We start from the raw sequence: 13678 nt of genomic DNA, 5'->3' as shown, positions 1-13678 counted from the left end.
CTGCCGAATCCTTCAATGCTAAAATCAAAAACTTCAGATTACAACTGCGAGGGGTAAAAGATAAATCGTTTTTTCTGTTCAGATTATCCAAACTTTTTGCATAGTCCCCAACTTTTGAAACTGATCCCTGTTCAGGGCTTATCGGTATTATTTGCGGACTTATCGGTCTGAGTAAGTACAAAAATGATAAGTTAATTTACGATGCAAATCCCACTCAATATTCGGATTTCGGAAACCTGAATACCGGACGAATATTATGTATTATCGGTCTTGTTTTAGGATGTATTCAGTTGGTTTATTTCGTTTTCATGCTCGCAACTGTTGGTTGGGCAGGATACATGGAACAGGTTAATGAAATTACCCGAATGGGAAGACAATAAATAAAGAAAGACCGCAAATGAGCGGTCTTTTTTTATAAGATATCAATAAAGCTGTTTAAACTTTTTATATAACCACAAAAGTCAAAAAAGATGAGCTCAATTTTATCTAAGTTGATGACAATAAATGAAAGAGCACAATAGCCTTAAAAAATCTTCGATTTTTATTCTTTTGAAAACTTTGAATATACTAATCATTATGTTATAATTATCTTTTGTTTTGCGGTTAATTCTGCAATTAGTTTAAACAAGCTTAATAGTAAATGAATTCTTATATCAACAGAAGGATTTATTTCTTTTACTTCACAATAAATTTCAGGCTCGTAGTATCCAGTTTCAAAATATAAATACCTTGTGGTAAATTGTTAATTTTAATAGAATTCCTGCTGCTTTCAAAAGGCTGATTGATTGTCTGCATCAGTTTTCCCTGCAGATTATAAATCTCAGCTTTTTTAATATTTTGGGCTTCCCCTTTCACAAAAATTTCATTGTTTGAAATGGGATTTGGTGAAATCTGTAGCTGGTTTTGTAGCGATTTCACATCAGATAAAGAACTCTGTACCTGCTTAGAAGTACCTGAATAACAAGTCCAGCTCAGATTATCAATGGCAACCCTGTTGCTGCTGGAGGTATTTTCCAGTTCTACAACCACGTTCCCTGTAATGTTGATATTATTGATGGTTGTTGTCGTAGCATTAGTATTGTACGGCACTGTTCCTACAGTTGTTCCGTTTACTTTTACATTAAAGGTTCCGCTTGATCCTGAGAATTTTAGCTGGGTAGTCACAGTCAGTGAGCCTATTCCATTCGCAGAACTGCCTGAAGTTAAAGCACCATTTCTCACCGTAATAGCTTTTGAGGAAATGGTCTGGTCAGTTCTGGCATCTGTTGCCGTCCATGAAATTCCGCCGTTACTCCATGTTCTGGTAAGATAAGAAGAAGAGCTTGATGTTGGAATCGTTTCGAAAGTTTCATTGGCACAGCCTGTTGTGGTTGGAGGGTTCGTTGTTCCGCCACCACCTGAACCAGATCCCCAGATTAGATTGACGTAGTCCGGGTTGTCAATAAAAGGATTTCTGTTTCCCTGAAAAGTGTATGAAGCATTATTTCTGTTGATTTCCGCCTGTGATACCGGATCCTGATTATGCCATGCCAGCAAAACATTCAGTTCCCAGGTCTGCAATCCCGGAAACGACGAGCCGCCCAGCATATTTCCCGAATAAAAAGTAGAAAGTTTGTTCTCATAGCGCGTTACAAAATAGAAAATCATTCTGGCAACATCTCCTTTAAACTCATCAATCGGCTCAAAAACCGTTCCTGAATAACCGGACGATACCGAGTTTCCAAGCTTAGAACCGTTTTTAGAAGTAAAGGTTGCCGTCCCAACTTTACCGAAAGGATAATTGGAACGCATACCGTTCACTTTTCCATCTGTAGCCCTGATAAAATGAATATCGGAAACCATTGGTGACGCCTCACTAAACAAGCTTTGAGGAACAATATGCTCCCTGTTGTAGCAGTTACCCTCTACAGAATATGTCCCACATTGGTTGGTTACAGGGGTGTAATTATAAGGATCAGCACCGGATGGTTTTTCAGAGTAAATATCCAGAATTGAACCGTCATTTTCATAATTTTTATCAATGTCGGTGGTTTTATAGCCTGTCCAGAGGCCACTGTATCCTTTATCCTGATGGCCGTTGGTAATAATCGTGCTTAATGCCGTTTTAAGAGAAGCTCCGGATAATCCGTTTGCCGAATTATAATACCCCGAAGGTGCCTGTGCATGGGCCAGCAAAGAGGCGAATGCAAAAATCAATAATGGTTTTTTCATGTTAATATTTTAGTTTGGTAAGATTAAGACAAATTTATGAATTAAGAATTACGGAATTGTTAATTTTAACTTCATTATTCTAATGTATAGTGAAATATCTTATTTAATAACAACAAAAAAAGCCAATACAAACCGTATTGACTTTCTATATATCTGATTAATGTTAATCTTATTTTCTTTGCGGAGGATAATTTTTCATAATTTCCGCCATAATTTCCGGGATTTGTTTTTGCTTAGCCTTTGGTCGGTCAACAGATATTCCGCTTCCGATTCCCTGCCAAACCAATTTGTTTGATCTTGCATCAACCATATCCACGATAATGGCGCCTTCATTGTAATTGCTCGTCCAGGTTCTGTTCATCCCGATTCCCCATCCGAAAGGTCCGCCCCAACCCCATGCTCCATACGGAGAAGAAGTAGTAACATCAGTTATTTTTTTATGGTTAGCCTTTACATTAATGATCAGATCAGGATTTTCTCCCGATTGAAGACCTTTACTCTGAAGCTGTTTCGACAGTTCATTTAAAACCCTGTCTTTGTCGATATCATTCAGTTTCAGATCATCAATTCTAAGCTTATACGTTTTGTAAGTGGTGAAATTTGCAGTATCCGCATAATCGGAACGCACATTAAAAGGACTACAAGACGTCAAACCCAAAGTAGCCGAAGCTAACAAAATAAAAATATAGCGCTTCATTTTATTTATTTTTTTTATCGTTTTTAATAAATGTATCGGTCTTTTTATCATATCCGTAAGGACAATGTCTACAGCCACTTTTACAGCAATACCCTCTTTTCAGATGAAACTTTTCTGTAAAAACCTTATACCCCTGCTCGTTGTAGTAAAAATCTTCACCTTCTTTGATGTCAAAAAGTGCCATAGGTTAAATCTCTAAGCTAAAAAACTTTATATTTGTTATCATGATAATTGTATGCCATAAACCTTTAAAAATATTAAAAATCAGCGGCATTACTCTTTTTCCCTTCATCTTTGTTAGGAATCTCGAAGATAAGAAAAATAAAGTATTGATTAATCATGAAAAAATCCATTTAAGACAACAAATGGAATTGTTGGTGATTTTCTTCTATATTTTCTATGTCATTGAGTATTATTACTGGTTATTCAGATTAAAAAATCCTTATCATGCCTATAGACGAATTTCTTTTGAAAGAGAAGCTTACGCAAATGAACATGACATGAATTACCTGAGAAAAAGAAAGTTCTGGAACTTTTGGAAATATTTATAAGAAATGTTATTACTTCTGATCCTGCCACTCCTTATCAAAATCTTCCTGGGTTTTTTGCTTTCCGAAATATTGATCTTTATTCCTGTCGATATCATAAGCAATAGCCTTTTCTATAAGTAAATTAAGATCAGGTTTTATCCAGTCCGGAGATCCTTTTTTCTCCTGTCCGTTTGAAAAAACTTTTACAGCCTTTCCATCTTTCATTTCGACCTTTAGCAGCAGGCAGGTTTCCATATAAGCGTTACAGGAATGGCCTGTATAAACGTTGTCCGCCACACTTCCGTCATTGAATGTGATCTTTAGCTCAATATAATTTCTGGGTTGCGTAGACTTAACTCCATATCGTGCATAACTCTCTATTGATTTTATCGTTTTTAAAAAGTCAATCGTATGTTGTCTGGCTTCGGGAATATAGCCGGGATACATGACGCTTTGGGTATGATTATCTATTTCTTTATCAATTTCCTCATTCAGCATATTGACCATTTTGTCATTTTGCTTATCTGGAATGTCAAATTCAGATTTTGTCGGAAAAAAATCCTTGAAAATTATATAAGTCATTCCTCCAAAAAAACTAAGGCCTACCAAAATAATGAGGATAATAACGGTTGATTTCTTCATGGGAATGTTTTTTAAGTTTTGTTTAACTAATTTATAAATTATCATTTAAAATAAATTCAGGAAATTTGCAGAGATGAAAATTCCGGATATCCATATTCCTGTCGTTGAAATTCCTGTTGGAAAAAAGGTAAAGCTCTTTATGAAAAGGGAAGACCTCATTCATCCTGAAATTTCAGGAAATAAGTACTGGAAATTATTTTTTAACATTAATAAATATTTAGCAAAAAACCCTGAAAAGCCTTACATTATCACCTTCGGAGGTGCTTTTTCCAATCATATTGCTGCTGTTTCTGCTTTAGGAAAGCTTTCCGGAATTCCCACACTCGGTATCATCAGGGGAGAAGAATTAAAAGATAAATGGCGGGAAAATCCGACGTTATCCTTTGCCAGAAAAAACGGAATGAACCTACAGTTTGTCACCCGTGAAGAATACCGTCACAAAGAAAAGCTGACCGAATTTTTACAGAAAGAATTTCCTCAGGCACTCGTCATCCCCGAAGGAGGAACAAATGCCGATGCTGTAGAAGGCGTTAAAATGATGCTGAATGACCAAACAAAAGATTTTGATTATCTTTGCACCGCAGTCGGAACAGGAGGAACAGTTGCCGGAATCTCAAAATTCTGTGAAGAGAATCAGAAAGTTATCGGCTTTAAAGCGGTAAGTGATTCTTCACTGGAAAATAGAATTTCACAATTAACTTCCAGAGAGAATTTCAGTCTAATAGATTCTGCTTTTGGAGGTTATGGTAAAATAAATGATGAGAATATCCGTTTTATCAATGATTTTAAGAGAGATTACGGAATTCCGCTGGAACCGATCTATACAGGAAAAATGATGCAGAAGATTTTTGAGATGATTAATGAAGAGTATTTTCCTGAAAACAGTAAAATTCTGTGCTTTCATACCGGAGGAGTACAAGGAATCGAGGGCGCAAATATGCTTTTGGAAAAACAGAACAGAAATTTAATTATATAAAGTAAAATTGAAAAACATGAAACACTTAGTGTTCCATCTTTCATTTTAAAACAATAAAAATTATAAGATGAAAAGACTTTTCTTACTCGTAAGCCTTTTAGTTTTATCAAAATTCTCAGCCCAAAACTGGGCCACTGAAGATCAATACATCCAGAAATTTGCAAAATACGCAGTGGAAGAAATGGAAAAATACAGAATTCCGGCTTCTATCACTCTGGCTCAGGGGCTTCTGGAAACAGGAGGCGGGCAAAGCCGTCTCGCATTAGAGGGTAAAAATCACTTCGGAATCAAATGTAAAGAAGACTGGACCGGCAAAACGATGAAACACACGGATGATGCTCCCAATGAGTGCTTCAGAGTGTATGACGATCCGCGACAATCATACGAAGACCACTCGATATTTTTATCTACAAGAAAATATTACGCAAACCTTTTTAATCTGGATATGAAAGATTACAAAGCGTGGGCAACAGGGCTGAAAAAAGCAGGATACGCTACAAACCCTCGTTATGCTTCTATATTAATTGGTAAAATTGAAAAGTACAGATTATACGAATTCGACAATACCAGTTCCAAAGAAGTTCTGTATGCAGTCCTTAAAATGTATCCCAATCTAAAAGACGACAGAGCTTTCATGGCTCAGCTGGAACCCGAAAAATATACTAAAAAAGCGAAAGATCCTGTAATAATTGAAGTTCCGTACAAGCAGACTTCTTATGCTCAGCAGCAGAAAAGAGTTGAAAGAATCAAAACAAAGGCGGAAATGCTGAATTCGATTTTAATTAAAAGTCATCCGAATGACGGCTTAAAATACATCGTTATCCCCGAAGATACAAATGTAGAAGCTATTGCGAAGAAGTTTAAAATCAGCGAAAGTAAACTCATTAGATGGAACGAGCTGGACGGTGATGTTCTACACAAAAATGACATTGTTTTTCTTGAATCCAAAAATTCAGCAGGAAATACAGCAACCTATAAAGCCGAAGCTGGTGAAGATATGCATGATATCGCCCAGAAATTCGGGATTAAATTGAATAAATTGTACGCTAAAAATAGAATGGATGAGGGACAAAGACCTTCTCCCGGACAACTGATTTATTTAATTGATAAAAAACCCAGAAATTAATTTGTTGATGGTTGATAAACTGACAGCTAGCAACCATTAACCAACAACTAAATATGAAATACCAAAGAAGTTCAGCTTTATTCGATGAAGCGTACCAATACATTCCGGGAGGTGTAAATTCACCCGTTCGAGCATTCAAATCTGTGGGAGGAGTGCCTGTTTTTATGAAATCTGCTAAAGGGGCTTACCTTACCGACGCCGATGACAATACGTATATCGATTATATCAATTCGTGGGGACCGGCTATTTTAGGACATACTCATCCTGAAGTTCTGGAAGAATTAAAGATCCAGGCGGAGAAAGGTTTTTCTTTTGGAGCACCTACCGAGCTGGAAACGGAGATCGCTAAATTCATCGTAGAAAATGTTCCGAATATCGACCAGATCAGAATGGTTTCTTCTGGAACGGAAGCTTGCATGAGCGCCATCAGACTGGCAAGAGGTTTTACAGGAAGGGATAAAATTGTAAAGTTTGAAGGCTGCTACCATGGTCATTCAGATTCGTTTTTGATCAAGGCGGGTAGTGGTGCGGCAACTTTTGGAAATCCTAATTCTCCAGGCGTAACGGCAGGAACGGCAAAAGACACCTTGCTCGCAAGATATAATGATTTTGAACAGGTAGAAGATTTGTTCAGACACAATCAGGGAGAAATTGCAGCGGTAATTATTGAGCCTGTAGCCGGAAATATGGGTTGCGTTCTTCCCGAAAATGAATTCCTTCAGAAATTAAGAAAAATCTGTGACGAGAACGGTACTTTGTTAATTTTTGATGAAGTAATGACTGGTTTCCGACTGGCTTTTGGTGGGGCACAGGAACTTTTTAATGTAAAGGCTGATCTTGTCACTTACGGAAAAGTAATCGGAGGCGGGCTTCCAGTGGGCGCTTTTGCCGGCAGAAATGAAATTATGGATCATCTGGCGCCTAAAGGTGGTGTATACCAGGCCGGAACATTGAGTGGGAATCCATTGGCGATGAGAGCCGGACTGAAGACGTTACAGCTCATTAAAAATGATCCTGAATTTTTCAACAGATTGTCAAAAACCACAGAAACGTTAGATTTTGAAATCGGAAAAATTTTAAATGAGAAAGGAATTGCTCACAAGATCAACCGTAAAGGATCGATGATGTCTGTATTTTTCCATATCAACCGGGTGTCTAATTTTGATGAAGCGCAGGAAGCCAATCATGCATTGTTTAATAATTTCTTCCACCAGATGCTCACCAACGGAATTTATCTTCCGCCGAGTGGATATGAAACGTATTTCATCAGTGATGCCATCAAGGACCGGGAAATTGATATGACACTGGAAGCAGTCAGAAAATTCGAATATTCTTAATTATTAAAGATAAATTATAAAGGATGGGGTTCATAGCTTCATCCTTTTTATTTAGCCTAAAATCAGAATAGAAACAATTGGTAATATCAGCAGAAGGCTGTCCAAAAAGTTTGAATAGTCTCTTTATTAGGACTTTTTTTAGTAATAATTTTATAGCATACCGCGTGAAGTCATCATTTAATTTGCTCCTCCGGAGTATAAAATTAACTATTAATTTTCGGTGGCGAAAAAAGAGGCTGGCCAAACTTTTTAGGACAGTCACAAATCATATAAATATGATAGGCTATAGTCAAAACTTATGATAGATTTTGGCTAAAGCCTTTATTTTATTCTTTATTGAAAATATAATATATTTCATTTTAATTATTTCATTATATAAAAATAAAATAGCACCGGAAAAATCCGATGCTGCTGTATATTTTTTTAATGTTCTTACTGTAAAGATGACCATCCGATTGCCCAGGCCGGACTTGCCAGCTGGTTTCCGGCGCCGGTAGCATCTGCTTTTTCGGTATAGGTGGAAGACTGTATGGCTACGTCTGAACCATCGGTTGCCTTGGCTGTCATTTTATTGGTAATATTGGTGTCGAAAAAGACATCTTTGATTTTACTTTCCCCGTTGAAATGAGTTACTGTAGAGTCGCTTTCAAGACTGAAGCCGTCCGTCCAGTTAGAGAGAACGACATTTTCAAAACTGGCATATGTTCCTGAATATAATCTGATCGCCTGAGATTCTCCGGTAGTACCACCGATAAGCGTTACGTTTTTAATGATTGGATTGGATCTTGGGGAAGCATCAGCACTGGCAGTATTGTTTATTCCTTTGATTCCTGTATTTCCCGTGCCACTGGTCCTCCTTTTTGTATAAATATTGGATGCTGCTCCGATCCATCCGTCGGTCCAGACCAATGCATCATCTGCATTACTGATAGAAACTATGTTTGTAAGATTTACTGTTCCTCCATAGATCTGGATTCCGTCTTCGGCTCCGCTTACCACGGCAATATTCTCTACTTTAGTATCGCTTCCCACGCCATAGAGGGAAAGACCGTTGAAGTTTTTACCGGTTGCATAGCTGATGCCTGCATTTTCAATCCTTACATACGTTAATGATCCTGAATTATCTGTAGCGGCTGTTCCGCCATAAGCAGCATTTCCAACTTCCGTAGTGCCTGTTGTTCCGGTGTTGATTGGTGCTTTTCCACAGATTATAATTCCTCCCCAGCTTCCTGCTGTGGCAGCGGATGAATTAAATGTTACCGGTGAGGCTGATGTTCCGTTGGCATAAATCTGCCCGCCCTGTTCTACCAGGATATATGAGTCAGCTGCCGCCGTAGCCACGATTCTTGTCCCTGCAGGGATCACGAGCTTTCCTCCGCTTTTTACCCGTACGGCGCCATTGAGTACATATACCTTTGTTGCATCAAGCGTAACAACCTGGCCGTTGGCAACCTCTCCTTTGAAATTGGCAGGGTCTTGGGCTATTCCTACCACTGCTATCGTAGCAACATCTTCATCTTCTGTACATGCCTGGAAAATAAACGGTGAACTTATAATGACTGCTGCAGCGAAGAGCTTCAGATAATTTTTTTTCATAAGATATCAGATTTATGATGCTTAATAGCTATTTTTAAATGCTTTTCTTTTTCAGAAGACCAAATTACCATTTTTCTCTGTATTTTCACAATATGGAGGTAAGCAATATGATGTAATATAGTATTAAAACTTATTTCATCTTTGATTTAAACCATTAAGATTTAATTTAAAAAGTTAAGGGAAATTAAGTAATCCGTAAATGGGTTGAAAAGTTTGCTGCTTATGGATGTCTTAATTTTAATGACTGAATTACATTCTTATTTTGAACTTGAACCATTAAGATTTAATTTAGGAAGTTAAGTAATCTGTAAGCGGATTGAAGATCGTTGCTTAAAAATATTTAGATATGATCTTAATTAAACTTAACTTCTTTATTAGCCTTAATTGTTTAAAAATAATCCTTCATAAATTGAACTCCTACGGAGTTCCGGTAACATCATTGAGGTCATCACTACACAGATTTTGCTACAAGGAGCAAATTATAATGTATATTTTTGTCATGATTAGAAATTATTCAAGCAGTTTTGATAGCAAAAGATCTATTTTTAAGCAACAAAACGGCATCGGAAAAAACTTTCCGATGCCGTTCTAATTTAATATGAAGAAACTAATTACTGATTATTGAAGTGCTGCTAACAGGTTTACTCCGTCTACGGTAGCCCAGGCTCCAGGTGTTAAAGAAACTTTTGTAACGGTAGAAGCGTTGGTAAATGTTTTTCCTCCATTTGTTTGCGCATATCCCCAAACACCTGCATTATCAGAATTTACATAATTGATAGGAGAAACAGAAACTTTAGTAGGATTTGCATTTACCTGATTGGTATTTGTAGCATCATCTTGGATAAGAACAGCATAAGCATTCTTGCCGCCCATGTTTTTATATCCACTGATGTAAACATTAGAGAAAATTCCTGTTCCCTGTCTCTTAAACTGGATAGCAGAAATTTCTACAGAACCTGCAACTTCAGGGTTCGTATTGGTATCTCTGATTAAAGTGATATTTGAAATTTTTGGAGCTGTATTGTCCACATTTGCAGAAGCTTCGATCTCCATACCGAAATTTCCTGTGCCAGTCTGGAATGCATACCAGTTTGTATTGTTTTGTCCGCTCCAAGCATCCTGCCAGTCAAATGAATCATCAAAATTTCCGTAAGAAACAATATTCTTTGCACTTACGGTCCCTCCGAAGAATTCGTATCCGTCATCAGTTCCTTTATAAGTTACCAGGTTTTCCAAAGTTGTTCCTGCTCCAACCGCATAAAAGGTCATAGAGTTGGTTTCAGAAGTTCCGTCATTAATTTTTTTACCTCCGTATTCTACACGTACGAATTTCATGGTTCCGGAATTGGAATTGGCATCATTACCTCCGTAATAAACACTGTTTCCATCTTCCGAGAGAGCTTGAGATAGGCCATTTACTGCTTTAATAGGAGCATTTCCGTATAATGTGATGCCTCCCCAGTCCCCAGGGGTTTTAGTAGTGGTGGTAAACACAATCGGCTCAGAAGCTGTTCCTACTGCGTTGATTTTGCCATCCTGAAGGATTACCAAGCTGCTAGATTTAGTAGTTACTGCGTTGAATACAGCACCTGCTTCAATGGTAATAGTAGCTCCATTGGTTACTTTTACAACACCATCAAGAATATAGGTTCCTTTTTTAATTAAAATATCTTTGGTAATTGTTCCGGAAAGAGTTCCGCTTCCGCTGAGAATACTTTCAGTAGTTCCGGGAGTATTTACTGTACCATTGCTATTATCTCCGTCATTAATATCAATAGAACAAGAAGATAGTGTTACACTTAAAGCTAGTGTAAGAGAAAATAAAGTTAAAAGATTCTTTTTCATTTTATACTAAGATTAATTTTTCTGATTTTTAAAATGTATAGCCTACAGTGAAATTGAAATTCACTCCATTGAAATAGCTGTTAAGCGCATAATTACCTTTTGTATCTACAGGATAATAACTATTGTCGCCAAGTTCTACTCTGTATTTACTGTTCAGCATATTTTGCACTCTGAACTTAATATTCCAGTTTTTATCAATTTGATTCTGGTAAACAAAATCCAGTTGGTTGAACGGTCTTTCGTAATAGTTATCCGTACCGGATCCTCCTACTGCATAGATTTTAGAACCGGATACATTGTAGACCAGTGATAAAGTGCTGCTAAGATTTTTTGAATTTTTGAATTCATATTTTAAATCTGCATTAATGGTATAAGGCGCAGCACCCTGTAAACCTCTTCTGTGAAGTTGATCATCCGTAAATCCGGCAATATTCGGCCTTTCTGTTTTTAGCTGGTCTTCACTTCTGTCAACGTCGGAATACATGAAGGTCGCGTTGGCACCAAATGTAAATTTATCCAATGCTTCCGATAGCCTTCCTAAACTTAATATCCCTTCTAATTCGATGCCTGCCAAAGTTGCTCTTTTAGCATTATAGAAGGTAATCACAACCCCACTTGCATTTCCTGACGGCGCTATGGATTTTTCGATGGCATTGTCAAGTCTTTTCGCAAAAAGGTTTACAGCGAACATTTCTTTAGCTGAAGGATAATGTTCCCATTTCAGGTCAATATTATAATTTTCACTATTTTTAATATTTTCATTTCCTCTTACAGATGTATTATCAGGATTTATGTATTCTATAGGCATCGTCTCAATTAGAATAGGACGCGTAACGGTCTTGCTCAATGACAGTCTAATGTTGTTTTTATTATCCAGAGCTTTCTTAATAGAGAGGGAAGGAAGGAAATAATTCATCTCAGGAGCCAGGGTGAGTCTGTCTGAAACACCAGGAGCATTGTATCGGATGATACGCATGTCATTTTCAAATCGTCCACCAATTAAAATATCCCAGCTATCCGTTGGTTTGTAATCAGCATGAATATATCCTGCATTCACAAACTGATAAATATTGGATAAATAAGAATAGGCATCAGATCCTTCTCTGTAATATAATCTGTTATCATTGATAGAATTATCCAAAGTAGACTGAATATTATCAACATTTACATTAACAGGATTGTTTGCATACTGAAAATTAGGCACTCCGAAAATAAAACGGTACGAATTTTTTCTTAAGTCTGCAAAACCATTGTAACCGGCAGTCAACTGTAACGGATAATCTTTACGCTCACCTTTATTTCCTAAAAACACAGAATATTCTGCATACCCCGAAGCATAGAATCTCCCGTCAACATCCAAATATTGTCTGATCAGATTGTTTCCTCCATAAGAAAATTGTGCATTATTGAAATCCGAAGGCATGGTAAGTTCAAATATTTTTCTATCTGGCTGACTATAATTGTTCATGACATAACTTCCTCCTGCCTTAAATAAATGACGTTCACCCAATTTTTGGGAAGCACTTAGTTGAAGATCAAGAAATCTGGAAATATCCTGCTGATTCGTTCTGAAGAAACGAATGTCTTCATTGATGAAATTTTTGTAGCCGCTGAAATCCTCAATAATGTTAGCAGAGTTCTGAAGATAAATGGCATTTAAATTTATATTAGTGCCTTTATTTTTATAACCTAACCCAAATAATGCTGAAGATTCTGTTTCATATACATAGGCTTTTTTAGCAAGCAGGTTACTCAATTCAATCTTATGTCCATTGTCTCTGAACTGATTGTTGTCTCCTTCTCTGTATACATATTTTGAACCTTGATTCAGTGAAAGCAATAATCCGATTGTTCCTGTTTCACCAGCTTTGAATTTTTGTACGGTTGTAAAGCCAATACTTGTATTAGGAATCGTTTTAATATTTTTCACATTCCATGAATCTTTAAAAGAATTCAGTGATTGCTCTTTTGTAAAACTGTAGGTGTTTGGTCTGTAATTTCTAACTTCGTCAGGAAGTCTTCTATCTCTTGAGTTTAACCCTAAATAAGCATCTAATCCAGTTGCCCCTTCAGCTACTTTAAAGTTATTTCTGAATGTGCTCAGGGTATTAACACCTACACTGAATTCTATCTTTGAAAAAGCCTTGTCAATAGTAAGAGTCTCTATATCAAACGTAGCACCCGCAAAATCTCCGTAAAGATTAGAATTGAAAGTTTTGTAGATGTTCAGTTTACCTACAACGTCAGTCGGAAACTGCTTTAATGCGATAATCTTCTGGAAAGGATTATTGGATGGAGATCCAAGGCCATTAATTAATAAATAGTTGTATCTTTCTTCAAGACCTCTTACGAAAAGCCCCCTTCCTTCTACGGTCGTGATGCCCGTTACTTTTGTGAGCCCCTGTTCTACATTGGAAATTCCTTTTCTGGAGATTTCTTCAGCGCTTACAGCCTGTTTCTGAATGATCGCTTTTTTCTGTTCTACCAAAACAGCAGCCTCGGTTTTCTTATTGCTGTTTCCCTGAAGAATAACACCTTCAATTTTTTTTTCCCTTTTGCTGACCGTATCATTTTTTACTTCCTGAGCATATAATGCCGATCCGGCTAAAAATAGGGCTGCAACACTAAGTTTATAGATTTTCATTACCTTTCTTACTTTTACTTTTTTACTTTCGCTGCAAAGGAAGAAAGAATCTGGCGGGTAAATGGTTTAGGGAA

12 protein-coding genes and 1 pseudogene are annotated in these 13678 nt (G+C 37.1%); 6 read left to right on the top strand and 7 right to left on the bottom strand.

What is annotated here, in order from left to right:
* Together AC3WV0_RS15855 and AC3WV0_RS15850 are read left to right on the top strand one after the other, a co-directional pair.
* Positions 1–104, top strand: a pseudogene (locus AC3WV0_RS15855) (ISAon1 family transposase); the annotation flags it as partial.
* A 36-nt stretch (positions 105–140) separates the two neighbouring features.
* On the top strand, positions 141–380 hold the full coding sequence (locus AC3WV0_RS15850; RefSeq protein ID WP_488847063.1) for a CCC motif membrane protein: 240 nt from the start codon (positions 141–143) through the stop codon (positions 378–380).
* Between the two features lie 295 nt (positions 381–675).
* Here the strand turns inward: AC3WV0_RS15850 and AC3WV0_RS15845 are convergent, their stop codons facing one another.
* The 3 genes from AC3WV0_RS15845 to AC3WV0_RS15835 form a co-directional block, all read right to left on the bottom strand.
* Positions 676–2211 (bottom strand): endonuclease, encoded by a 1536-nt coding sequence (locus tag AC3WV0_RS15845; protein ID WP_488847060.1) that lies wholly within the window; start codon positions 2209–2211, stop codon positions 676–678.
* 169 nt (positions 2212–2380) lie between these two features.
* Positions 2381–2908: a DUF4136 domain-containing protein gene (locus AC3WV0_RS15840; RefSeq protein ID WP_488847059.1), complete on the bottom strand. Its 528-nt coding sequence runs from the start codon at positions 2906–2908 to the stop codon at positions 2381–2383.
* A 1-nt stretch (position 2909) separates the two neighbouring features.
* Positions 2910–3092, bottom strand: a complete 183-nt coding sequence (locus AC3WV0_RS15835) for a C1orf53 family protein (RefSeq protein ID WP_066441318.1) — start codon at positions 3090–3092, stop codon at positions 2910–2912.
* 40 nt (positions 3093–3132) lie between these two features.
* Between AC3WV0_RS15835 and AC3WV0_RS15830 the strand changes: the two genes are divergently transcribed.
* Positions 3133–3459 carry a hypothetical protein gene (locus AC3WV0_RS15830; RefSeq protein ID WP_488847058.1) on the top strand — a complete coding sequence of 109 codons (327 nt, stop codon included), beginning with the start codon at positions 3133–3135 and terminating at the stop codon, positions 3457–3459.
* A gap of 9 nt (positions 3460–3468) precedes the next feature.
* Here the strand turns inward: AC3WV0_RS15830 and AC3WV0_RS15825 are convergent, their stop codons facing one another.
* Positions 3469–4080, bottom strand: a complete 612-nt coding sequence (locus AC3WV0_RS15825) for a hypothetical protein (protein ID WP_488847057.1) — start codon at positions 4078–4080, stop codon at positions 3469–3471.
* A gap of 73 nt (positions 4081–4153) precedes the next feature.
* On the opposite strand from AC3WV0_RS15825, the gene AC3WV0_RS15820 reads away from it, so the two are divergent.
* The 3 genes from AC3WV0_RS15820 to hemL all read left to right on the top strand — a co-directional run bounded on the left by AC3WV0_RS15820 (position 4154) and on the right by hemL (position 7519).
* Positions 4154–5056 carry a 1-aminocyclopropane-1-carboxylate deaminase/D-cysteine desulfhydrase gene (locus tag AC3WV0_RS15820; protein WP_488847056.1) on the top strand — a complete coding sequence of 301 codons (903 nt, stop codon included), beginning with the start codon at positions 4154–4156 and terminating at the stop codon, positions 5054–5056.
* A 67-nt stretch (positions 5057–5123) separates the two neighbouring features.
* Positions 5124–6182: a glucosaminidase domain-containing protein gene (locus AC3WV0_RS15815; RefSeq protein ID WP_488847055.1), complete on the top strand. Its 1059-nt coding sequence runs from the start codon at positions 5124–5126 to the stop codon at positions 6180–6182.
* Positions 6183–6235: 53 nt separating this feature from the next.
* Positions 6236–7519, top strand: a complete 1284-nt coding sequence (gene hemL / locus AC3WV0_RS15810; protein ID WP_488847054.1) for a glutamate-1-semialdehyde 2,1-aminomutase — start codon at positions 6236–6238, stop codon at positions 7517–7519.
* Positions 7520–7951: 432 nt separating this feature from the next.
* On the opposite strand, the gene AC3WV0_RS15805 is transcribed toward hemL, so the two are convergent.
* The 3 genes from AC3WV0_RS15805 to AC3WV0_RS15795 form a co-directional block, all read right to left on the bottom strand.
* Positions 7952–9115 (bottom strand): hypothetical protein, encoded by a 1164-nt coding sequence (locus tag AC3WV0_RS15805; RefSeq protein WP_488847053.1) that lies wholly within the window; start codon positions 9113–9115, stop codon positions 7952–7954.
* 618 nt (positions 9116–9733) lie between these two features.
* Positions 9734–10960 (bottom strand): hypothetical protein, encoded by a 1227-nt coding sequence (locus tag AC3WV0_RS15800; RefSeq protein ID WP_488847052.1) that lies wholly within the window; start codon positions 10958–10960, stop codon positions 9734–9736.
* Between the two features lie 28 nt (positions 10961–10988).
* Entirely contained in the window at positions 10989–13604 is a 2616-nt protein-coding gene (locus AC3WV0_RS15795; protein ID WP_488847051.1) for a TonB-dependent receptor plug domain-containing protein, read from the bottom strand.
* Positions 13605–13678 lie beyond the last annotated feature (74 nt).

The organism is Chryseobacterium sp. 27AL (genome assembly GCF_057815395.1).
Note: the sequence above shows the minus strand (reverse complement) of the source record. Positions and strands in the feature narration are given on the sequence as shown.